The 21,201-nt window shown below is 71.7% G+C and carries 23 protein-coding genes and 1 pseudogene; 18 read left to right on the top strand and 6 right to left on the bottom strand.

From position 1 onward, the window contains the following. Positions 1–44 precede the first annotated feature (44 nt). Positions 45–704, top strand: coding sequence for a YoaK family protein (locus ABZS51_RS25570; protein WP_355445722.1), 660 nt, complete (start codon positions 45–47; stop codon positions 702–704). Positions 705–713: 9 nt separating this feature from the next. Here the strand turns inward: ABZS51_RS25570 and ABZS51_RS25565 are convergent, their stop codons facing one another. Continuing rightward, positions 714–1,313, bottom strand: a complete 600-nt coding sequence (locus ABZS51_RS25565; protein ID WP_355445719.1) for a TetR/AcrR family transcriptional regulator — start codon at positions 1,311–1,313, stop codon at positions 714–716. A 49-nt stretch (positions 1,314–1,362) separates the two neighbouring features. On the opposite strand from ABZS51_RS25565, the gene ABZS51_RS25560 reads away from it, so the two are divergent. The 6 genes from ABZS51_RS25560 (at position 1,363) to ABZS51_RS25535 (ending at position 8,658) form a co-directional block, all read left to right on the top strand. After that, positions 1,363–2,301, top strand: a complete 939-nt coding sequence (locus ABZS51_RS25560; RefSeq protein ID WP_355445716.1) for an alpha/beta hydrolase — start codon at positions 1,363–1,365, stop codon at positions 2,299–2,301. Between the two features lie 132 nt (positions 2,302–2,433). Next, on the top strand, positions 2,434–4,044 hold the full coding sequence (locus tag ABZS51_RS25555) for an ATP-binding cassette domain-containing protein (protein ID WP_355445713.1): 1,611 nt from the start codon (positions 2,434–2,436) through the stop codon (positions 4,042–4,044). A gap of 181 nt (positions 4,045–4,225) precedes the next feature. After that, entirely contained in the window at positions 4,226–4,909 is a 684-nt protein-coding gene (locus ABZS51_RS25550) for a hypothetical protein (protein WP_310708022.1), read from the top strand. Positions 4,910–5,094: 185 nt separating this feature from the next. Then, positions 5,095–6,726 (top strand): sigma-70 family RNA polymerase sigma factor, encoded by a 1,632-nt coding sequence (locus ABZS51_RS25545; protein WP_355445709.1) that lies wholly within the window; start codon positions 5,095–5,097, stop codon positions 6,724–6,726. Positions 6,727–6,734: 8 nt separating this feature from the next. Next, on the top strand, positions 6,735–7,391 hold the full coding sequence (locus ABZS51_RS25540) for a hypothetical protein (protein ID WP_355445706.1): 657 nt from the start codon (positions 6,735–6,737) through the stop codon (positions 7,389–7,391). A gap of 82 nt (positions 7,392–7,473) precedes the next feature. Beyond that, a complete protein-coding gene (locus ABZS51_RS25535; RefSeq protein ID WP_310708025.1) occupies positions 7,474–8,658 on the top strand; it encodes an NlpC/P60 family protein in 1,185 nt (394 codons plus the stop codon). Between the two features lie 4 nt (positions 8,659–8,662). Here ABZS51_RS25535 and ABZS51_RS25530 read toward each other — a convergent pair whose 3' ends face one another. After that, positions 8,663–9,157 carry an inorganic diphosphatase gene (locus ABZS51_RS25530; RefSeq protein WP_310708026.1) on the bottom strand — a complete coding sequence of 165 codons (495 nt, stop codon included), beginning with the start codon at positions 9,155–9,157 and terminating at the stop codon, positions 8,663–8,665. A gap of 84 nt (positions 9,158–9,241) precedes the next feature. Here ABZS51_RS25530 and dacB point away from each other — a divergent pair, with 84 nt between their 5' ends. The 11 genes from dacB to ABZS51_RS25475 all read left to right on the top strand — a co-directional run bounded on the left by dacB (position 9,242) and on the right by ABZS51_RS25475 (position 19,340). Continuing rightward, on the top strand, positions 9,242–10,663 hold the full coding sequence (gene dacB / locus ABZS51_RS25525) for a D-alanyl-D-alanine carboxypeptidase/D-alanyl-D-alanine-endopeptidase (RefSeq protein ID WP_355445702.1): 1,422 nt from the start codon (positions 9,242–9,244) through the stop codon (positions 10,661–10,663). A gap of 77 nt (positions 10,664–10,740) precedes the next feature. Further along, complete coding sequence (locus ABZS51_RS25520) at positions 10,741–11,817, top strand: zinc-dependent metalloprotease (RefSeq protein WP_310708028.1); 1,077 nt, start codon at positions 10,741–10,743, stop codon at positions 11,815–11,817. A 14-nt stretch (positions 11,818–11,831) separates the two neighbouring features. Further along, complete coding sequence (gene tilS / locus ABZS51_RS25515; protein WP_355445699.1) at positions 11,832–12,824, top strand: tRNA lysidine(34) synthetase TilS; 993 nt, start codon at positions 11,832–11,834, stop codon at positions 12,822–12,824. Positions 12,825–12,834: 10 nt separating this feature from the next. Continuing rightward, positions 12,835–13,386, top strand: a complete 552-nt coding sequence (gene hpt, locus ABZS51_RS25510) for a hypoxanthine phosphoribosyltransferase (protein ID WP_310708030.1) — start codon at positions 12,835–12,837, stop codon at positions 13,384–13,386. Between the two features lie 243 nt (positions 13,387–13,629). Continuing rightward, the gene (ftsH, locus tag ABZS51_RS25505) at positions 13,630–15,624 is read left to right on the top strand and encodes an ATP-dependent zinc metalloprotease FtsH (RefSeq protein ID WP_310708031.1); all 1,995 of its coding nucleotides are present in this window, start codon (positions 13,630–13,632) and stop codon (positions 15,622–15,624) included. Further along, positions 15,621–16,202, top strand: coding sequence for a GTP cyclohydrolase I FolE (gene folE / locus ABZS51_RS25500; protein ID WP_355445695.1), 582 nt, complete (start codon positions 15,621–15,623; stop codon positions 16,200–16,202). The genes ftsH and folE overlap by 4 nt, the downstream gene beginning before the upstream one ends. 524 nt (positions 16,203–16,726) lie before the next feature. Further along, positions 16,727–17,590, top strand: a complete 864-nt coding sequence (folP, locus tag ABZS51_RS25495) for a dihydropteroate synthase (protein ID WP_310708033.1) — start codon at positions 16,727–16,729, stop codon at positions 17,588–17,590. Continuing rightward, the gene (locus ABZS51_RS25490) at positions 17,587–18,033 is read left to right on the top strand and encodes a nuclear transport factor 2 family protein (RefSeq protein ID WP_355445692.1); all 447 of its coding nucleotides are present in this window, start codon (positions 17,587–17,589) and stop codon (positions 18,031–18,033) included. Before folP ends, ABZS51_RS25490 begins: the two co-directional genes overlap by 4 nt. Beyond that, entirely contained in the window at positions 18,023–18,388 is a 366-nt protein-coding gene (gene folB / locus ABZS51_RS25485) for a dihydroneopterin aldolase (protein ID WP_355445689.1), read from the top strand. The genes ABZS51_RS25490 and folB overlap by 11 nt, the downstream gene beginning before the upstream one ends. Beyond that, positions 18,385–18,888 carry a 2-amino-4-hydroxy-6-hydroxymethyldihydropteridine diphosphokinase gene (gene folK / locus ABZS51_RS25480; protein WP_355445686.1) on the top strand — a complete coding sequence of 168 codons (504 nt, stop codon included), beginning with the start codon at positions 18,385–18,387 and terminating at the stop codon, positions 18,886–18,888. Before folB ends, folK begins: the two co-directional genes overlap by 4 nt. 17 nt (positions 18,889–18,905) lie before the next feature. Next, the gene (locus tag ABZS51_RS25475) at positions 18,906–19,340 is read left to right on the top strand and encodes a DUF3180 domain-containing protein (protein ID WP_355445683.1); all 435 of its coding nucleotides are present in this window, start codon (positions 18,906–18,908) and stop codon (positions 19,338–19,340) included. On the opposite strand, the gene ABZS51_RS25470 is transcribed toward ABZS51_RS25475, so the two are convergent. The 4 genes and pseudogenes from ABZS51_RS25470 to ABZS51_RS25455 form a co-directional block, all read right to left on the bottom strand. Continuing rightward, positions 19,325–19,642, bottom strand: a complete 318-nt coding sequence (locus tag ABZS51_RS25470; protein WP_355445680.1) for a type II toxin-antitoxin system PemK/MazF family toxin — start codon at positions 19,640–19,642, stop codon at positions 19,325–19,327. The two genes, ABZS51_RS25475 and ABZS51_RS25470, sit on opposite strands and share 16 nt — an antisense overlap. Next, positions 19,639–19,836, bottom strand: a complete 198-nt coding sequence (locus ABZS51_RS25465; protein ID WP_355445677.1) for a hypothetical protein — start codon at positions 19,834–19,836, stop codon at positions 19,639–19,641. The genes ABZS51_RS25470 and ABZS51_RS25465 overlap by 4 nt, the downstream gene beginning before the upstream one ends. Before the next feature lie 3 nt (positions 19,837–19,839). Continuing rightward, positions 19,840–20,976, bottom strand: a complete 1,137-nt coding sequence (locus ABZS51_RS25460; protein ID WP_355445675.1) for an acyltransferase — start codon at positions 20,974–20,976, stop codon at positions 19,840–19,842. After that, positions 20,973–21,201: pseudogene (locus ABZS51_RS25455) on the bottom strand (NADH-quinone oxidoreductase subunit D); the annotation flags it as partial. The gene ABZS51_RS25460 and the pseudogene ABZS51_RS25455, both read right to left, overlap by 4 nt.

Raw genomic sequence — 21,201 nt, 5'->3', positions numbered from 1 at the left:
GCGGCGGATATGAAGGGGACATGCCCTTCGCGTATGAAGGGGACATGCCCTTCGCGACGGGGAGGCGGCCCGAGCGGCTGACCGTGATCCTGGTCCTGCTGACGGGGGTCACGGGCGTGGTCGAGGCGGTGAGCTTCCTCGGGCTCGGTCATGTGTTCACCGCGGTGATGACCGGCAACGTGCTGTTCGCCGGGTTCGGTCTGGCGGGCGGCTCCATCCAGGCGGCCGGGCCGCTCGCGGCCCTCGCGGCGTTCGCGGCCGGCGCCGGCGGCGGGCACTGGATGCACGGCGTGCTGCTCAGGTGGCGGGGGCGGCGGTGGCTGGCGTTCGCGCTCGCCGGCGAGGGTGTGCTCATCCTGGTGGCGGCGCTGCTCGCGCTGCTCCTGGGCGACCGCCTGCGGCAGGATCCGCAGCGCTTCGCCGTCATCGTCCCCCTGGCCCTGGCGATGGGCTCGCGCAACGCCACGGTGCTGCGGGTGGCGGCCCACGACCTGCCGACGACCGTGGTGACCCGGTCGCTGGCGGGGCTGTTCATGCTGTCGTCGCTGGAGACCGCGGGCCGGCGCTTCGCCACGGTCGCCGCGACCTTCGCCGGCGCCGTCCTGGGCACGCTGCTGCTGGGCGTGCATCCGGCCGTCCCCCTGCTGGTCGCCGCCGCCGTCGAGGTGGCAGCCGGCGCCATCTGCCCTCCCGCGAAGGCCTGACTCCTCTTCTCACGGCGCGAAGAGGCGGTTCAGGTGGGCCGTCAGCAGGCCCACGGCCTCCTGCCCGTCGTACTGCCCGGCCAGCACGCTGGACTGGAGCCCCGTCACCAGGGCGAGCGCGATGGCCGCCGCGACCTTCGGATCCGCGCTCCCGGCGACCTGGCCGGCCTCCTGGGCCTCCCGGATCTGGCGGGCCACCAGGTCGCGCAGCGCGTTCGCGTACGTCAGGCCGTCGGGGGCGAGCTCCGGCCGGGTCAGCGTGAGCGTGTAGTGGGCCTGGTAAGCCAGCACGATCCTCCGGCTCTCGTCGTCGGTGGGGATCAGCGCCGTCAGCGCGCCGTACAGGAACGTGCGCGGTGTCATCGGCTCGCCGAGCGCCGCCACGGCCCGGGTCACCCGCTGCGCGATCAGCCCGCCCAGATGCGTGAGCACGCCGCGCAGCAGCTCCTCCTTGGTGTGGAAGTAGTACTGCACCAGCCGCAGCGAGACGCCGGCCTCGGCCGCCACCTCCCGCATGCTGGCCGCCTCCAGGCCGCGCGACGCGGCGATCCGGACCACCGCCGCGGCGATCTGGCTCCGGCGCTCCTCATGGTCCACTCGCTTCGGCACCTTTTCATGATACACCTGTATCAACAAAGACCGTCGAATGGAGTGCACGATGGCAGATCGCCCCCGGATCGGCCGGTTCCGCAACGAGAAGGCGGAGGAGCGCTACTTCGCCGGCTACGACGCGGCCATCCGCGACTGGCCGGAGCCGCTGGAGCAGCTCGACGTCCCCACCGCCTACGGCACCACCCGCCTCTACCGCACCGGCGTGGCGGACGGCCTGCCGGTGGTCTTCCTGCCCGGCCACGGCGGCAACTCGCTGGGCTGGATCCACACCAGCGGCCCGGTCGGCGCCGCCCATCCCGTCTACCTCGTGGACCCGGTCGGGGCGGCCGGGCGCAGCGTCCAGACCCGGCCCTTCGACGGCCCCGGCGACCTGACCGGCTGGCTCGCCGACGTCCTCGACGGCATCGGTGCGCCCGCCGCGTACCTCGTGGGCTTCTCCTACGGCGGCTGGCAGGCGCTGCACGCGGCCATCCGCATGCCCGAGCGGGTGGCCGGGACGACGCTGCTCGACCCGGCCGCCTTCCGGGTGGCCGGCCTGCGCCACTACGCCTGGGGCTTCGCCTGCGGGCTCGGCCTCCACGCGCCGCCGTGGATCAGGCGACCCCTGGCCCGCCTGATCCACACCGACTCGATCAACCGGGCGGACGAGCTGCTCATGGTGGCCATCTCGGGCGCGTACCTGTACGAGCAGGGGCTGCCCCCGATGGTGCCCATGACGGACGAGGAGCTGGCCGCCGTCACCGTGCCCAGCCGGTTCGTGTTCGGCGCGCACAGCACCATGCAGGACTCGGCCGCGGAGGCCCGGCGGCTGGCCCGGCTCGTCCCGTCCGCCGAGGTGGAGCTGGTGCCCGGCAGCGGGCACTCGGTCGCGTTCGACGTGCCCGACCTCGTCAACGCGCGCATCCTGGAGCACGCGGGCCGCGTGGCCCGTCAGATCGCAGGTGGGGAGAAGGCCGCGCCGCTCCGGGACCTGGGAGAGGTCTGACCTCGTCCGGTCACCGAGTCGGCCGTGTGGTCCGGCTCGGGGCGAACGGGCGAGGCCGTGGCAGCGGAAATCGAAGTGTCCGAGAGGCCGGCCGGCGGGTACCCTGCGCGAGGACCTAGGAAGGGAATCGCAGTGGGCCACGTGGAGATCGGGCATCTGACGTACGTCCTGCCGGACGGGCGGCCGCTGCTCAACGACGTGTCCTTCCGCGTCGGCGAGGGCGTCAAGGCCGCGCTCGTCGGCCCCAACGGCGCCGGCAAGACCACCCTGCTGCGGATCGTCGCCGGAGACCTCCAGCCCGTCGAGGGCGGCGTGACGAGCTCCGGCGGGCTCGGCGTGATGCGCCAGTTCGTGGGCAGCGTGAGGGACGGCAGCACCGTCCACGACCTGCTGCTCAGCGTCGCGCCGCCGGCGGTGCGCCAGGCCGCCGAGCGGCTGGAGGCGGCGGAGCTGGTCATGATGGAGCGCGACGACGAGAAGACGCAGATCCGCTACGCGCAGGCGATCACCGACTACACCGACGCGGGCGGCTACGACATCGAGGTCCTCTGGGACACCTGCACCGTCGCCGCGCTCGGCGTCCCGTACGACGACGTGAAGTACCGCGACGTGTCGACCCTGTCGGGCGGCGAGCAGAAGCGGCTCGTCCTGGAGGCGCTGCTGCGGGGCCCCGACCAGACGCTCCTGCTGGACGAGCCCGACAACTACCTCGACGTGCCCGGCAAGGAGTGGCTGGAGCGGCAGCTCAGGGAGACCCCCAAGACGGTCCTCCTGGTCAGCCACGACCGCCAGCTCCTCGCCAACGCCGCCGACCGCATCGTCACCGTCGAGGCCGGCAACATCTGGATCCACGGCGGCGGCTTCGCCACCTACGGCGAGGCGCGCAAGGCCCGCAACGAGCGCCTCGACGAGCTGCGCAGGCGCTGGGACGAGGAGCACGCCAAGCTCAAGGCCCTGGTCAACATGCTGAAGAACAAGGCACGCTACAACGACGGCATGGCCGCCCCCTACCACGCGGCACAGACGCGGCTGCGCAGGTTCGTGGAGGCCGGGCCGCCCGAGGTGCCGCCCGCCGAGCAGAACATCAGCATGCGGCTCAAGGGCGGCCGCACCGGCAAGCGGGCGGTGATCTGCGAGGGGCTGGAGCTGACCGGCCTGATGCGGCCGTTCGACCTGGAGGTCTGGTACGGCGAGCGCGTCGCGGTCCTCGGCTCCAACGGCTCGGGCAAGTCCCACTTCCTGCGGCTGCTCGCGGGCGAGCCGGTACGGCACGCCGGCACGGGCCGGCTCGGCGCCCGTGTCGTACCCGGCCACTTCGCCCAGACCCACGCCCGGCCCGACCTGCTCGGCCGCCCGCCGGTCGAGATCGTCATGACCGAGCACGCCAAGGACAAGAGTCAGGCCATGAAGGCGCTGGCCCGCTACGAGCTGGCCGGAATGGTCGCCGAGCAGCGCTTCGACACGCTCTCCGGCGGCCAGCAGGCGCGGCTGCAGATCCTGTTGCTGGAGCTGTCCGGCGCCACGCTGCTCCTGCTCGACGAGCCGACCGACAACCTCGACCTGGCCAGTGCCGAGGCGCTGCAGGCGGGGCTCGACGCCTTCGACGGCACGGTCCTCGCGGTCACCCACGACCGCTGGTTCGCCGCCGACTTCGACCGTTTCCTGGTCTTCGGCTCCGACGGCACCGTCTACGAGTCGCCACACCCGGTATGGGACGAGACCAGGGTCGTGCGGGCGCGTTAAAGAGTTGGTACGGCAGGCGCGTGTCCCCTGCCAGCCGTACCCATGAAGCGGCTATCACGGCAAAGTGATCCCGCGTAGCCGAACCGTCAGCCTTCTCGCACTCGGGGCGATCTGCCTCGCCGGGTGTTCGACAGAGGTCTCCTCAGAACCCAAGCTCAAGCCGCTCACGCTCAAGGAGCAGGTGTCGCACGTCTCGAAGTCGTCCGACGGGTACGTCGTCAACTGGGCGGGAGTCCTCGCCAACGACAACCCGTGGCACTTCGGCGAGCACGTGGTCGCCACGATCGTCGGCCGGGACGCCGCCGGGCATGAGGTGGTCAGGATGGACCAGCCGCTCGACGCCGTGCCGCCCAACGGTGACCTGGCCTTCACCGGCCACGCCAACGCCGAGCACAAGCCGGCGAAGGTGTCCATCGAGTACCGGCCCGCCCAGTGGCGGATCGCCGCCCGCGTCCCGTCGGCCTTCCGGCCGTTCCCGGTGACGCGGATCCAGACCCTGCCGCAGAAGGACGGCTCGGTGGTGATCACCGGTTACGTGGGCAACCCGTACCGGCTCCCGGCGGGCAGCCTGGTGGTCAACGCGCTGCTGCGTGGCCGGGACGGCAAGCTGCTCGGGGGAGGCAGCACGTTCGTCGACGACGTCAAGCCGGGCCGCTCGCCGCGCTTCGTGCTGACCGTGGAGGGGCTGCCCGACAAGAGCACGGTGACCGAGGCCGAGGTGACGGCCCGCACGTGGGGCTCGACGGCGCGGCCGTACGAGGAGCTGGCACTGGGCGGTGCGGTGCCGCTGCACACGATCAAGCCGTCCATGCCGCCGTTCGCCGTGGACCGGGGCAGCTCGGTCGATACCGAGCACAAGGAGTGATCGCCGCCGCGTCCGTCTCCTCCCGGGACGCGGCAGGCGGGTAATACGAAATTTACTCTAAAAAGGCTAATGAATACTTCTGGCAGGGCAATTCCGGTGCCGTTCTGACGACCAAGGTGAACGAGCGGCGCCGTACGCGCCGAAAGGGTAGAACTACAAGTTACTAATCCATTACATTCGGTCATATGAATGACCGCGTCCTGGTCGAAGCGCTCCGCGCCGGAGACCCGGATGCCCTCGCCGCGCTCTACGACGCGTACGCCGAGGGCATCTATAGATACTGCTGGTCCCTTCTTCCGCACTCCGACAGCGCCCAGGTGGCGCTCCGCGACACCCTGATCTCGGCCGCGGCGCACGCCGGCTCCCTTTCCGATCCGGGGCGGCTGCGGACGTGGCTCTACGCGCTGGCCCACGCCGAGTGCCTGCGCCGGCGGCTGGCCGCCCACCGGCCCGCCGCCGGCGACTCCGCTACGGGGCCTGCGACGGGGCCTGCGACGGGCCTTTCGACGGGCCCGGAGGCATGGCCCGAGGCGCTCGTTCCCGTCGCCGGTCCGCCGGTCGAGGAGCTCTTCGCGCCCGGCCCGCCCGGCGATCCGGCCGACGCCGACCTGCGCGTCATGGCGGCCAACGCGGTCCGCGACCTGCCCCTCGCCGACCGGGCGGTGCTGGAGCTGACGACCCGGCACGGCCTGACGCTCACCGAGGTGGCCGCGGTGCTCGGCGTGCGCCCGCGCCAGGTCGAGGCCGCTCACGCGCAGGCCCGCGAGCGGCTGCGGGACGCGATCACGGCCGAGGTCCTGGCCCGCAAGGGACCCTACGACTGCGCCAGGCGGGCCCGGATCCTGACCGGGTTCGCCGGTGAGCTGACGCCCGAGATGCGCGACCAGCTCGTCCGGCACCTGCCCCGGTGCGAGACCTGCGCGCCGCACCGCACCCGCCCGGTGTCGGAGGCCAAGGTCTTCGACCTGGTGCCGCCGGTGCCGCTGCCCGACGCGCTCCGGGTCAGGGTGCTGAGCTGCTTCGCCGACCCTGAGCTGCTGCCGTACCGGCGTTACGTCGCGAGGCGATCGGGGGCACTCGGCCCCGACGGGTTTCCCGTACCCGGTGACAGGCGGCCTCGCCGGTGGCCTCAGGCGGTGGCTGGCACGCTGGCGGCGGTCGCGTCCATGGTGGCGATAGCGGCCGTCTTCCACCAGTTCGACGGCGACCTGCATCGGCAGGGCGGCGGCACACCCGTCGCCCTGCCCGCGACGGCCGAGCCGCCCGGCGCCCGGCTGCCGTGGGGCCCCGCGCCGGGCGACCCCGCGGTCGACGTCGAGCCCATCGTCGAGCCGATCGTGGACTCGCGGGCGACGTTCCCGTACGGGATGTTCCACTCGGTCACGCCGGTCGCGCCGCCGCCGACCGCGGGCGCCGTCCCCACCCAGGGCTCCCTGCCGGGCACCACCGCCGCCACGCACGCGCCCGCGACGCCCCCGTCGTCCCCGGTCCGCCCGACCGGCACCCCCGGCACCCCGGGCACCCCTGGCGGCCCCGTCACGCCGCCGGGCGTCCCGGCCACCCCGAGGACCCCGGCGAATAGTCCCGGCACCCCAAGCAATCCGGGCACTCCAGGCACCCCCGGCGACCCGAGCGACGGAGGGCCCAGGGAGCACCAGAGCCACGGCCCCGGCGCCACCCCCTGTCCCCCGGGGCATCCCACCGGGAAGCCCACCGGGAAGCCGGCCCCCACCCCGATGCCCGCCCCCACCCCGCCCCCCACCCCGGTCCCGACCGCCGAGCAGCCCCCCACGCCGTCCCTCACGGCCGCCCCCTGAGAACGTTCGTGCAGGCCTACCAGCTCCGCGAGGACCCGCACCTCGGCTGCCGGGTCTGCCCGCTGCCCGTCCGTCCGGAGCTGGCCGACCTGGTGACCAGGAGCCACCGGACGGCCTGGCCCACCTGGCTCGACCGGGGGCCGCGCATGCTCCGCGACGTCCTGGAGCTCTGCCGCCTGCGCACCGCGCGCGGCCTGGCCGTCCTGTCCTGGCTGGCCGCCGACCAGCCACAGGACGAGCTCGACTGGTTCTGGGCCTCCCGCAGGCTGACCGGCCCGCGCCAGGAGCGCATGTACGCGGCCGCCGCCGACGTGCCCGACCCGGTGCTCGCCCTGGTGCTGGCCAACTGGACGTGGGCGCTCGGCAGCCTCCACGGCGGCCGGATCACCGCCCCGTACCTGGCCGGAGCCGCGTACCCCAGTGACGGCTTCCAGGCCGCCGACGCCACCATGACGCTCTACCAGACCTACGACCGGCACCCCGAGACACGCCCGGCGATCACCGCGGCCTGGGCGGCGGCCCGGGTCGGCGCGGACTGGTGCCAGGCCGCCGCCCTGCGCGCCCGCTACGGCACCCAGACGCCCGTCTTCACCTACCCGCGCGGCGCGCCCCCGCCGCCGCTCGGCGTCCGCCCCTGGATGCAGCGCCTGTTCCGCCTCGACTGAACACGCTCCGTGAGTTACGTGTGTGCGCAGAGTAACCTCTGGGAAAGGTGGTGCGTAATGCCACCAAAGAGGAGGGGGAACCATGCGCTCCGTCAGGGCGGGCCTCGCCGCCTGCCTGGTCGTCGCCCTGTGCCCGCCGGCCGGCCCGGCCGCCGCGCTCTCCGCGCCGGCCCGCCTCTCCGCTCATTCCGGCGCGCCGGTCGCCGCCGCGCGCCCGCCGTCCACGCGGCAGGTCCACCGCGCCCGCCGGGCCGTACGGCAGCGCAGCAAGGAGCTCGGTGTCGCCAGCGCCGCCCTCGTCCACGCCCGCTCACGCCTCGACGAGCTGACCGCGAGCGTCGAGCGGCTGGTGGAGGCGTACAACGGCGAGATGGTCCGGATGCGCCAGGCGAACCAGGCGTACGACGAGGCGCGGGCGCGGCTCGCCTCGGCCGACGCGGAGGTCGAGTCGGGACGGCGGGCCGTCGCCGTGCTCGCCGCCGAGAGCTACGGCGGCTTCGACCTGAGCAGGCCCCTGCTCCTCCTGATGAGTGACACCGGCGACTACGACGGCTACCTGCACCGGGCCAGCGTGCTGGAGGAGATCAGCGGCGAACGCGCCCTCGTGCTCGACCGGATGCGCGACGCCCAGGCGGTCGCCGGCATCATGCGCGCCCAGGCCGCCGACGCCTACGCCGAGCAGCAGGCGGCGTCACGGCGCGCCGAGCAGGCCAAGATCGCGGCCGATCGGGCCGTGGCCCGGCAGCGTGAGGAGACCAGGAGCCTGCGCCGGGAGCTCCACGGGCTGGAGCGCCGGGTCGACGCGGCCCGGAGCAGGGCCGACCGGCTGGCCAGGGAGCGCGAGGCGGCCCGCCAGGCCCGGCTCGCCGGCCTCAGCGGCGGTCTGGTCGCGAAGGGCTCGGCCGGCGGCGACCTGGCTGCCAACTGGGCGCTCACCCAGCTCGGCAAGCCGTACGTCTGGGCGGCCGCGGGGCCGTCGACCTACGACTGCTCCGGCCTGACCATGCGGGCCTGGGAGCAGGTGGGAGTGCGGCTGGACCACTGGACGGGCACCCAGTGGACCTCCGGACCGCACGTCCCGCTCGACCAGCTCCACCGCGGCGACCTGCTGTTCTTCGGCTACGAGAGCGAAGATCCCGGCACCATCCACCACGTGGGCATCTACGTGGGCGACGGCATGATGGTCCACGCCCCGCAGACCGGCGACGTGGTGCGGGTCGCCTCGATGTGGCGGCCGGACCTGGTGGGCGCCACCAGGCCGGCCTGAGGAATCAGTGAGCGTGGCCCTCTTCGCGCGCCCGCTCGAAGGAGCGCTTGATCTCGACCTCGGCCTCCATGCGGCCGACCCAGTTGGCGCCCTCGACCGACTTGCCGGGCTCCAGGTCCTTGTAGACCTCGAAGAAGTGCTGGATCTCCAGCCGGTCGAACTCGGGCACGTGATGGATGTCGCGGATGTGCTCCATGCGCGGGTCGGTGGACGGGACGCAGAGGACCTTGTCGTCACCGCCCTTCTCGTCGGTCATCCGGAACATGCCGACGGCGCGGCAGGTGATGTAGCAGCCCGGGAACGTCGGCTCCTGCAGCAGCACCAGCGCGTCGAGCGGGTCGCCGTCCTCGCCGAGCGTGTGCTCGATGAAGCCGTAGTCGGCGGGGTACTGCGTGGAGGTGAACAGGAGCCGGTCAAGCCTGATCTTCCCGGTCTCGTGGTCCACTTCATACTTGTTCCGTTGTCCCTTGGGAATCTCAACGACAACGTCGAACTCCACCGCGGTTCCTCCGCTCATACCCCCCGGCACCCCCGGGTGGGCGTTAATGTCTCGTAGGCGAACACCAGGAGAGAGGTCAGGGACGTGGCGCGGCACGAGCGGTGGGTGATGCTGACCACGCTCGCCCTGCTCCAGGTCCTGACGATCGTCATCGGCGTCTACGCCGTGACGAGCGACCTGAACCTGGACGCCCTGACGAGGCAGTCGTCACCGGACGAGCCGACGGCGTCTCCTGAGGGGTCTCCCGCCGCCCCCGTGGTCACCGCGGGCCCGGTACTGCCCGGGCTGCCGGCGAGGGCCGGAGACGGACCTCTCCCGACTAAGAGTACTTTGACCCGCCAGCTCACCGACGCGCTGGGGGACAAACAGCTGGGGGCCCGGGTGGGCGCCGTCGTCCTGGACGCGGCCACCGGGGAGCGCATCTTCGCCGCCGGCGCGGACACGGCCATCACCCCCGCCTCCACCACGAAGCTGGTCACCAGCACCGCCGCGCTCGCCTCGCTCGGTCCCGACGCCCGCCTGGCCACGCGCGTCGTGCAGGGCGCGTCGCCCGGCGCGGTCGTGCTGGTCGGCGGCGGCGACCCCACGCTGGCGGGCCCCTCGGCCAGGCCGGGCTCCTACCCCAGGCAGGCGTCGCTGGCCACGCTCGCCGCGCGCACCGCCGCCGCGCTCAAGGCCAAGGGCGTCACCAAGGTCACGCTCTCGTACGACGCGTCGCTCTACACCGGCTCGGGCGTCTGCTCCTGCTGGAAGCCGAACTACATCCCCGACGGCGAGGTCGCGCCCGTGTCCGCGCTGGCGATGGACGAGGGCCGCCGCACCCCCAGCCAGTCCACGCCGCGCGTCTCCGACCCGCCGCGCTACGCCGCCGCCGCGTTCGCCCGGCTCCTCGGCCGCCAGGGCATCGGCGTGGCGCGGTCCGTACGCCCGGCCAAGGCCGCCGCCGGCGCGGCCGAGCTGGCCCGCGTCGAGTCGCCGCCCCTCTACGCCCTGGTCGAGCACACCCTGACCTTCAGCGACGACGACCTGGCCGAGGCGCTGGCCCGCCAGGTGGCGATCAAGGAGGGGCAGCCCGCCTCCTTCGAGGGCGGCGCCGCCGCGACCCTGCAGGTGCTCAAGCGGCTCGGCCTCTCGAACGGCGTCCAGATCCGCGACGGCAGCGGCCTGTCGCCGTTCAACCGCATCAGCGCCGACGCGCTGGCCCGCGTCATCGCCACCGCGAGCGGCGCCACCCACCCGGAGCTGCGCGCGATCGCCTCCGGCATGCCGGTCGCCGGCTTCTCCGGCACGCTCGGCAACGGCAGGCGCTTCACCGAGGCCGACAGCAGGGGCCAGGTCGGGCTGGTCCGCGCCAAGACGGGCACGCTCAACAACGTCAACACGCTGGCGGGGATGGCGACCACCAAGGACGGCCGGCTCGTCACGTTCGCCTTCATGGCCGACCGCGTCCCCCTCAACGCCGAGCCGGTCCTCGACCGCCTCGCCGCCATCGTCTCCCGTTCCTGACGCCGAAATGGTCGCTCCTCAGTCCAGACACCGGCGCTTCTTCGCGGGTTGGGAGAGGACCACGTACGGTGGACGGTATGCAGGTGATCGACTGGGATCTGGCCGTCTCGACCGGCACGCGCCTGGTGCGCCCCGGTCCCCAAGTGACCCGTGAGGAGGCCAGGCAGGCCGTCACCGAGCTCCGTACTCTCTCGCGGGAGGCCGAGGGCCACGTGCGGGAGTTCACCAAGATCCACGCCGACGCCGCGCCGCAGACGGCGACCGTCGTGGACCGGCCCGGCTGGATCAGGGCCAACGTCGAGGGCTTCCGCGTCGTGCTGGAGCCGCTCACCCAGCGGATCGGCGGCGGCGCCAATCCGCCGCCACCCATCGTCGCCGCCGTGGGCTCCCGCATCACCGGCGTCGAGGTGGGCGCCGTGCTGGCCTTCCTCGCCTCGCGCGTGCTGGGCCAGTACGAGCTGTTCCTGCCGCCGGACCCGTCGGGCCGGGAGCCGGCGGGCCGCCTGACGCTGGTGGCGCCCAACATCGTCCACGCCGAGCGGGAGATGAACGTCGACCCGCACGACTTCCGCCTGTGGGTGTGCCTGCACGAGGAGACGCACCGGGTGCAGTTCACCGGCGTGCCCTGGCTGCGCGAGTACATCCGCTCGCAGATGACCGAGTTCCTGCTCGCCTCCGACCTCGATCTCACCACGGTCCTCGAACGGCTGCGCAGTGCGGCCGACACCGTGGCCGACGTGGTGCGGGGCGGCGAGGGCAACCTCATCGACGTCATCCAGACGCCCGCCCAGAAGGAGATCCTCGACCGGCTGACGGCCGTGATGACGCTGGTGGAGGGGCACGGCGACTATGTGATGGACGCCGTGGGCCCCTCCGTGGTGCCGTCGGTGGCCGACATCCGGGCCAAGTTCGCCCAGCGGCGCGAGGGCGGCTCCAAGCTCGACCGGACGATCCGCCGCCTGCTCGGCATCGAGCTCAAGATGAAGCAGTACGCCGAGGGCTCGGCGTTCGTGCGCACGGTGGTGGGCAAGGTGGGCATGGACGGGTTCAACCGGATCTGGACCTCTCCCGAGACGCTGCCGACGACGCAGGAGATCTCCGACCCGGACGCCTGGATCCGCCGCGTCATCGGCGCTCCGGCGCTCCCGGCCTGACCGAGCCGTCTCCGGTGGGTCCGCATCCGGCCGTGGCCGACGTCCGGCGGGCCGTGCGGGAGGCCCTGGCCGGCCTGCCGCCGGACGGGCCGGTGCTCGTGGCGTGCAGCGGCGGCGCCGACTCGCTGGCGCTGGCCGCTGCGCTCGGCTTCGTCGCGCCCCGGGCCGGTCTGGAGGCCGGGCTGCTCACGGTGGACCACGGGCTGCAGGCGGGCTCGGCCGAGCGGGCCGGGGAGGTCGCCGCCCTCGCCGGGTCGCTGGGGCTGGGCGTGGCCGAGGTCCTCACCGTCGAGGTGGGGACCGAGGGCGGGCCGGAGGCCGCCGCCAGGGACGCGCGCTACCGGGCCCTGGCCGGGGCCGCCGACCGGCTCGGCGCGCAGGCCGTACTCCTGGGGCACACCCGTGACGACCAGGCCGAGACCGTGCTGCTCGGGCTGGCCAGGGGGAGCGGGCTGCGGTCGATCTCGGGGATGGCCGCGCGCAGCGGCCGTTACCTCAGGCCGTTGCTGGAGATCCCTCGCGCGACGACGGTCGCCGCGTGCCGCGCGCTCGGGCTCAGCCCGTGGGACGATCCACACAACGCCGACCCTCGCTTCACCCGGGTGCGGGTGCGCGCCCGGGTCCTGCCGCTGCTGGAGTCGGAGCTCGGGCCGGGGGTGGCCGAGGCGCTCGCCCGGACCGCCGCGCTGGCCCGGGAGGACGCCGACGCCCTCGACCTGTGGGCCGGGAAGGCTTATCAGGATTGCGCTCTTAGCGATATCGGCGGATCTGTGACCCTGTCCGTCCCGGCGCTGGAAGCCCTCCCGGGGGCGGTGCGCGGGCGGGTGCTGCGCCGCGCTGCGGTCGCCGCCGGGACGCCCGCTGGAGCGCTGTCGGCGGCGCACGTACGCGCCGTGGAACGCCTGGTCACGCACTGGCGCGGGCAGAAGCCGGTGGACCTGCCCGGGGGTCGGGCCGCGGTGAGGCGGTATGGCACCCTGATACTCGCCATCAGTCCCATCCCGTAAGGAACCACAGGTGGACGCTGCCGACATGGGCCAGGACCTGGAGAAAGTCCTCATTCCGGAGGACGAGCTCCAGGCGAAGATCAAAGAGCTCGCCGAGCGGATCGACCAGGACTACGCGGGCAAGGACGTGCTGCTCGTGGGGGTGCTCAAGGGCGCCGTCATGGTGATGGCCGACCTGGCCAGGGCATTGCACGTGCCCGTGCAGATGGACTGGATGGCGGTGTCGTCCTACGGCGCGGGCACCAGGTCATCGGGTGTCGTACGGGTGCTGAAGGACCTGGACACCGACATCATGGGCCGCCACGTGCTGATCGTCGAGGACATCATCGACTCCGGCCTGACCCTCCACTGGCTGCTGGAGAACCTGAAGTCGCGCGATCCCGCGTCGCTGGAGATCTGCGCCGCGCTGCGCAAGCCCGACGCGGTCAAGGTGCCGATCGACGTGAAGTACGTGGGTTTCGACATTCCCAACGAGTTCGTCATCGGATATGGCCTCGACTACGCGGAGCGTTACCGCAATCTCCCCTTCATCGGGACGCTTGCTCCCCATGTTTACGAGTAGCAATCCGATGAGCCGCCGGGAACACCACGCGACCTGACGTACGTTGGTAGGGCAAGACCGGTGTAGCGGGCGGTCCCTCCGCGCGCTGTGCCGGTGTACCTTCTGACTCCTGAAGGGTGACCGCGTGTCCTCTTCGGGTAGTCGGAAGAATCTCGCGGTGTCGGATGCCGCGGCCCCGGGACCTGTTCCGGGGTTCAAGGCCATGGTCAGGAAGGGACGGGCCCGCAAGGGGTTCCGCATCGGATGGATCTCAAGCGATTTACACGTGGGCCACTGCTGTGGATCCTGGGCATCGTCGTGCTACTCCTGCTCGTCACCCAGCTCTGGAGCGGCGGCGGAAACTTCAAGCAGGCCGACACGTCCACGGTCCTTCAGCAGATTCGCGCCGGAAATGTTAGTAACGCGAAGATTGTCGATAAAGACCAGCGGATCGAGCTGACGCTCTTCAGCCCGATCACGGTCCGGCCGGGCGACACCCCGACCAAGACGATCCAGTCTGACTGGGTGGGCGGCTACGGCCCCAAACTGACCGAGGAGCTGCAGGCCCAGGTTCAGGCCGGCAAGACCAAGAGCTACACCACAGAGGTGCCGCAGGAGAACTTCCTCGTCAGCATCCTGGTGAGCTTCCTGCCGCTCGTCATCATCGTCCTCATCTTCCTGTTCGTCATGAACCAGATGCAGGGCGGCGGCTCGCGGGTGATGAGCTTCGGCAAGTCCAAGGCCAAGCTGATCACCAAGGACACCCCGAAGACCACCTTCGCCGACGTCGCGGGAGCCGACGAGGCCATCGAGGAGCTCCAGGAGATCAAGGAGTTCCTGCAGGCCCCGGCCAAGTTCCAGGCGATCGGCGCCAAGATCCCCAAGGGCGTGCTGCTGTACGGCCCGCCCGGCACCGGCAAGACCCTGCTGGCCCGCGCGGTCGCGGGCGAAGCCGGGGTGCCGTTCTACTCGATCTCCGGCTCCGACTTCGTCGAGATGTTCGTCGGAGTCGGCGCCTCGCGGGTCCGTGACCTGTTCGAGCAGGCCAAGGCCAACGCCCCGTCGATCATCTTCATCGACGAGATCGACGCCGTCGGCCGCCACCGCGGCGCCGGCCTGGGCGGCGGTCACGACGAGCGCGAGCAGACCCTCAACCAGCTGCTCGTCGAGATGGACGGCTTCGACGTCAAGGGCGGCGTGATCCTCATCGCCGCGACGAACCGGCCCGACATCCTCGACCCGGCGCTGCTGCGCCCGGGCCGCTTCGACCGCCAGGTCACCGTCGACCGGCCCGACCTGGAGGGCCGCAAGGGCATCCTGCGGGTCCACGGCCGCGGCAAGCCGTTCGCGCCGGACGTCGACCTCGACGTCATCGCCCGCCGCACGCCGGGCTTCACCGGCGCCGACCTGGCCAACGTGATCAACGAGGCCGCGCTGCTCACCGCACGCGCCGACCAGAAGCTGATCACGATGGAGGTCCTCGAAGAGGCGATCGACCGCGTCATGGCAGGGCCCGAGCGCAAGACCCGGGTCATGTCCGACAAGGAAAAGAAGATGATCGCCTACCACGAGGGCGGTCACGCGCTGGTGGCGCACGCGCTGCCGAACTCCGACCCGGTTCACAAGATCACGATTTTGTCCCGGGGCCGCGCGCTCGGTTACACGATGACGCTGCCCATGGAGGACAAGTTCCTCGCCACCCGCTCCGAGATGATGGACCAGCTCGCGATGCTGCTCGGCGGCCGCGCGGCGGAGGAGCTCGTGTTCCACGAGCCCACCACCGGCGCCTCCAACGACATCGAGAAGGCCACGGCCGTCGCCCGGCGCATGGTGACCGAGTACGGCATGAGCGAGCAGCTCGGCGCCCGCAAGTTCGGCACCGGGCAGGCCGAGGTGTTCCTGGGCCGCGAGATGGGCCACGAGCGCGACTACTCCGAGAAGATCGCTTCGACGATCGACGAGGAGGTCCGCCGCATGATCGAGACGGCGCACGACCAGGCGTGGGACATCCTGGTCGAGTACCGCGACGTGCTCGACAACCTCGTGCTGGAGCTGATGGAGAAGGAGACGCTCTCCCGCGACCAGGTGCTCCAGATCTTCGCGCCGGTCGTGGTCAGGGCGCACCGCCCCTCCTACGCCGGCTACGGCAAGCGGCTCCCGTCCGACCGCCCGCCCATCCTGACCCCGAAGGAGCAGTCGGCCAACGGCTCGCTCACCCCGGGCCACCAGGACGCGCTGCCCTCGGGAGACGGTGCGTGAAGTCGCACGACGTAGACCTGGGCCGGATCGAGAAGGCCGTCCGCGAGATCCTCTACGCCATCGGCGAGGACCCGGACCGTGACGGCCTGCTCGACACCCCGGCCCGGGTCGCCCGGGCCTACGCCGAGCAGTTCTCAGGCCTGGGCCAGACCCCCGAGGACGTGCTGAACAAGGTCTTCGACGTCGACCACGACGAGATGGTGCTGGTCAAGGACATCGAGGTCTACTCCACCTGCGAGCACCACCTGGTGCCGTTCCACGGCTCCGCCCACGTGGGCTACATCCCGAACGACCGCGGGCAGGTGACGGGCCTGTCCAAGCTGGCGCGCCTGGTCGACGTGTACGCCCGGCGCCCGCAGGTGCAGGAGCGGATGACGTCGCAGATCGCGGACGCGCTGATGCGGGTGCTGGAGCCGCGCGGGGTGATCGTGGTGGTGGAGTGCGAGCACCTGTGCATGACGATGCGGGGGGTGCGCAAGCCGGGCGCCAAGACCGTCACCTCGGCGGTCCGCGGCGACTTCCGCACCAGCGACAAGACCCGCGCGGAGGCGATGGCCCTCATCCTCGGCCGCCTCTGACGCGGCGAGGACGAGTCCCTGTTACGGCGAAGCCACCTGGGCCCCAGTCGCCGTACGTGGCTGAGGGCCTCCAGGGAGACGCCCGCTGAGCCCGCACGTGGCCGGCCGCCGCCACGCGCGCGACGCCGGCCACGGCCTCCCTCACGGCCGCCCGGTTCCCTCACGGCCGCCAGTTGCGTCACGGCCGCCCGGTTCCCTCAGGCCCTTTGGTGATGTGGGCCGCTCCACCCGACCCCGAAGGTGGCTCCTCCAGCCCGAGCCCGCCCACGGAGGTCTCCGACGGCCCGGCACCACCTCCCGCAAGCCCTCGACCGGTGGCATCTCCGGCCCGGCGAGACAGACGTTCTCGTCACCTCCGCCGGGTGCCCGAGAGGTGTGTCGTGGCCGTGGGGGCTTGCCGGGAGGGGCGTAAAAAGGGGCCAAAAACGAGAGGACCGGCGGCAAGTGGGCCTGGGTGGGATTCGTTATCCACAATGGGGTACCCATGACATCAACAGGTCTGGGCAAGCGCCTAGGCTTGGGCCATGACAAGCGGGCCGACAAGCGTGCCAGGACTGGCAGCAGAGGAGCGGTGCCTCGTCATGGGCGTGGTCAACGTGACGCCCGACTCCTTCTCCGACGGCGGTCTGTGGTTCGACGAGGAGGTGGCCATCCGGCACGGGCTGGAGCTGGTCGAGGAGGGGGCCGACATCGTCGACGTGGGCGGTGAGTCGACCCGGCCCGGCGCGGCGCGGGTGTCCCTGGAGGAGGAGCTGGCGCGGGTGGTGCCGGTCATCAGGGAGCTCAGCGCCCGGGGCGTGGCCGTCAGCGTCGACACGATGCGGGCCGAGGTCGCCAGGGCGGCCGTGGAGGCCGGGGCGCGCCTCGTCAACGACGTGAGCGGCGGTCTGGCAGACCCCGAGATGCCGCGCGTGGTGGCCGACACCGGCGTCCCCTACGTGGTGATGCACTGGCGCGGCCACAGCGCCGACATGCAGAGCAGGGCCGTCTACTCCGACGTGGTGACCGAGGTGCGCGAGGAGCTCGCCAAGCGGGTGGACCTGGTGCTGGCCGAGGGCGTGTCGGAGGAGCAGGTCGTGCTCGACCCCGGCCTCGGCTTCGCGAAGAACGCCGCCCACAACTGGGCGGTGCTGGCCGGCATGCCGCGCCTGGCGGAGCTGGGCTTTCCGCTGCTCATCGGCGCCTCGCGCAAGAGGTTCCTGGGGCGGCTGCTCGCCGGCGACGACGGCGCCCCGCGCCCGTTCAGCCGTAGTGACGACGCCACGGTGGCCGTGACGGCGCTGGCCGCACGCGCCGGCGCCTGGTGCGTCAGGGTTCACAAGGTGGCGCCCAACGCCGACGCCGTCCGCGTGGCAGCCGCATGGGAGAGAGCCGGAGCCGATACATGAGCGTCGACACTGCCGCCATCGAGACCGTCAACCAGGACTTCTACACCGCGATCGAGGACGCCGACCTCGACCGGATGACGGAGATCTGGGCCGAGGACTCCGCGGACGAGCAGGTCAGCTGCGTCCACCCGGGTTGGTCGCTGCTGACGGGGCGGTCCGAGGTGCTGCGCTCCTGGGCGCTCATCATGGCCAACACCACCTACATCCAGTTCGTGCTGACCGACGTGAGCACGACCGTGCTGGGTGACGTGGCGGTCCTCACGTGCGTGGAGAACATCCTCACGGCCGGCGACGAAGGTGAGTCGAGCTTCGCCGCGGGCAAGGTTGTGGCGAGCAACGTCTATGTCCGTACCTCTCAGGGCTGGCGGCTGTGGATGCACCACGGCTCGCCGGTGCTCCAGGGTGATGACGACGAGGAGGAGGACGGCGAGCTTGAGCGCTGACCGGATCGCGCTGAAGGGCCTGCGCGCCCGGGGGCGGCACGGGGTGCTGCCCGCCGAGCGGGAGCTGGGGCAGGAGTTCGTGGTCGACGCGACGCTGTTCCTGGACACCCGGCCCGCCGCGGCGGCCGACGACCTCACCCTCACGGTCCATTACGGCGAGCTGGCCCAGGCGCTGGTCAAGGTCGTGGAGGGCGAGCCGGTGCAACTGATCGAGACACTGGCGCAGCGCCTGGCCGACGTGTGCCTGGCCGACGACCGGGTGCGCTCGGTCGAGGTGAGCGTGCACAAGCCGGCCGCGCCGATCCCCGCGCCCTTCGACGATGTGATCGTGACGATCGAGCGGAGTCGCCCATGAGATGTGTCCTCTCCCTCGGCAGCAACCTCGGCCGGCGCTTCGACACGTTGCAGGGGGCCGTCGACACGCTGTTCGACGCTCCGGGGCTGGAGTTCGTCGCGGCGTCACCGGTGTACGAGACGGACCCGGTGGGCGGTCCGCCGGGGCAGCGCCCGTACCTCAACGCGATCGTGATCGCCGAGACGTCGCTGCCGCCGCGCGCGCTGCTGGAGCGGGCGCAGAGCGTCGAGAACGCCTTCGGACGGGAGCGGCTGGAGCGGTGGGGCCCCCGCACCCTGGACATCGATCTCGTCGTGGTGGGCGAGACAGTCTCCGACGAGCCCGACCTGACGCTGCCGCATCCGCGGGCCCATGAGCGGGCGTTCGTGCTGGTGCCGTGGTGGCGGGCCGACCCCGAGGCCGTGCTGCCCGGTCACGGCGCGGTGGCCGACCTGCTCTCGGGCGTCGACCAGCGGGGCGTGCGGCTGCGCGACGAGCTCAAGCTGCAGAGGCCCGATTGAGGCCGACCCGTCCCGGCGTGCTCGTCGGTCTCGTCGTCGTCGTCGCCCTGCTCACCTGGATGGTGGTCAGGCAGTTCTATGCCGAGCTGCCCATCGTGCCGTGGACCGCGATCCCCACCGTGCTGCTGCTGGCCCTCGGCGAGGCGTACAGCGCGTGGATGACCAAGGCCCGCATCGACCACAAGCCGGGCACCAAGCCGGTCGAGCCTCTGGCGGTGGCGCGGCTGGTCGCGCTGGCCAAGGCGTCGTCCTACGCCGGCGCGGTGTTCGGCGGGGTGTTCGCCGGGTTCGCGCTGCACACGGTCCAGCTCCTGACGCGGGAGACGCCGCGCACGGAGTTCTTCATCGCGACGGGTTCGTTCCTGGCGTTCGTCGCGCTGATCTGCGCGGCCCTGTTCCTGGAGCACTCCTGCCGCATCCCGGACGGCCCGGAGGATCAGAGCCCGAGGTAGAGCCCGAGGGCGTGCCCCACTTCGCCGATCTCGTCCCTGCCCAGGTAGTAGACCGGCTCGCCATGGACGAACGAGGTGTCGATCGTGCGGATCTGGTCCACGAGGAGGCGGGTCCGGCGTCCGCCGAACTCCACTTCTGGCCTGAAGACCGAAGGCTGCGCGCTGGTGGAGGTCGGGATGACGGTGGCGACGGTCCATGACATCCCGGCCGGGCTGATCACGAGGCCGAAGCGCCGCCCTCGCTGCTCATGGCCTCTCTTGGCGTCTCCCAGATCGACACGGTAGATCGCGCCGCGGATCACCAGGCGTCCTCTTCGACGGACAGATCCTCGTCGGCGAGTCGTTCCGCGTCGGCGCGTGCCTGCTGGAGCCAGACCTCCCGCTCCAGGAGGCGGAGGGCGCGACGGATCACGTCGCTGGTCCGCTCGCCCTCTTCCATGGCGGCCTTGATGATGCGTTCGTCCTCAGGGGTGGCCCGGAAGCCGATGTTGGTCACGCCTCAAGAATGCCGCCGTGTTGAACTTTTGTCCTGCGATTGTTCGGCGCGGGGACGGCGGTTGTAGAGGAGGAGGACCGGGAGGGTGCAGACCAGCGGTCCCAGGATGGCGATCGGGCGTTCCAGCCACCACTTGAGGTCCGGCGGCACCTTGGCGCCCAGCGTCCCGAACAGCCACCACGACACCCCCAGCGCGATCGCCATCCCGGTGGTGTGGAAGAGGAACAGCGGCAGCGCGAAGCGGTTGATCGTGGCGTTGACGTGCCGCCAGCCCGGCCGCTCCAGCACCCGCTCCATCGACGGCCGCAACACCTCGACCAGTCCGATCTGGAAGATCAGCAGGGCGACGATGACGAACGTGGGCGGCGCCATGTTCGACCACTTGTCGCCCGGCACGCCGACCATGGACCCGGGGTAGATGCCGGAGTAGACCAGGCCGAACAGGGCGAACAGCCCCGTCCACAGCACACCCACGTCGTAGCGGCGGGGCAGGATGACGATCCGGTCGTAGAAGAACCCGGCCTGGTGGGCGAGCCCCCAGACCACGATCATGTTGAGCCAGCCCGCCCACTCCACGCCGTACCGGAAGCGGACCACGTCCACGATCAGCGCGGCGCCGCCGAGCCAGATCAGCGCCAGCACGTCGTAGCGCTGGTGCAGCCACAGCGCCACCGGCAGCAGCGCGATGAGCACCAGGTAGACGCCGAGGAACCACAGCGGGCTGAGCACGAGCAGCACGACCCGCCACATCCAGTCGACGCCGAACGCCCACGTCACGACGGCGCCGGCGACCGTCCAGACGCCCGACAGGATCAGCGCCGGGACGGCCAGCGCGCGGATGCGCCGCCACACGAACGCCCCGATGCCGACGCCGCGCTGCCTGGCCCGGTTCCAGGACAGCAGGTGGACGTGCCCGCCGATGTAGAAGAACAGCGGCAGCACCTGGAGCAGCCAGGTCAGGATCCACAGCCCCGAGGTGAACCCGAGCGGGCTGGTGGGCTCAGGCCCGCCGGGCTCCCACTGCAGGATCGTGAACGCCCAGTGCCACAGCACGACGACGATGAGACTGAGCGCGCGCAGAAAGTCGACGTACTTGTCGCGGGGGGCGGCCGGGGGAGCCGGGGATTCGGGGGTGGTCACTTGTCGATGTCGCCCACGACGAAGAACATCGAGCCGAGGATGGCCACCATGTCGGCGACGAGCTGGCCGGGCAGCATCTCACGCAGCACCTGGATGTTGTTGTACGAGGCGGAGCGGAGCTTGAGCCGCCACGGCGTCTTGTCGCCCCTGGAGACGAGGTAGTAGCCGTTGATGCCCAGGGGGTTCTCCGTCCAGGCGTACGTGTGGCCCTCGGGGACCTTCAGC

Origin of the sequence: Nonomuraea sp. NPDC005501, assembly GCF_040605905.1 — a bacterium.
In the GTDB taxonomy this organism is placed as follows: Bacteria; Actinomycetota; Actinomycetes; order Streptosporangiales; family Streptosporangiaceae; genus Nonomuraea.
This window is presented reverse-complemented; position numbering and strand designations above follow the sequence as displayed.

What these genes read in the sequence shown, in the direction of transcription:
- ABZS51_RS25520 (WP_310708028.1), top strand. Translation starts at nt 10,741, where the DNA reads ATGCAGGTGATCGACTGGGATCTGGCCGTCTCGACCGGCACGCGCCTG.
- folK (WP_355445686.1), top strand. Translation starts at nt 18,385, where the DNA reads ATGAGATGTGTCCTCTCCCTCGGCAGCAACCTCGGCCGGCGCTTCGAC.
- ABZS51_RS25535 (WP_310708025.1), top strand. Translation starts at nt 7,474, where the DNA reads ATGCGCTCCGTCAGGGCGGGCCTCGCCGCCTGCCTGGTCGTCGCCCTG.
- ABZS51_RS25570 (WP_355445722.1), top strand. Translation starts at nt 45, where the DNA reads ATGCCCTTCGCGACGGGGAGGCGGCCCGAGCGGCTGACCGTGATCCTG.
- folP (WP_310708033.1), top strand. Translation starts at nt 16,727, where the DNA reads ATGACAAGCGGGCCGACAAGCGTGCCAGGACTGGCAGCAGAGGAGCGG.
- ABZS51_RS25490 (WP_355445692.1), top strand. Translation starts at nt 17,587, where the DNA reads ATGAGCGTCGACACTGCCGCCATCGAGACCGTCAACCAGGACTTCTAC.
- ABZS51_RS25545 (WP_355445709.1), top strand. Translation starts at nt 5,095, where the DNA reads ATGAATGACCGCGTCCTGGTCGAAGCGCTCCGCGCCGGAGACCCGGAT.
- ABZS51_RS25560 (WP_355445716.1), top strand. Translation starts at nt 1,363, where the DNA reads ATGGCAGATCGCCCCCGGATCGGCCGGTTCCGCAACGAGAAGGCGGAG.
- ftsH (WP_310708031.1), top strand. Translation starts at nt 13,630, where the DNA reads ATGGATCTCAAGCGATTTACACGTGGGCCACTGCTGTGGATCCTGGGC.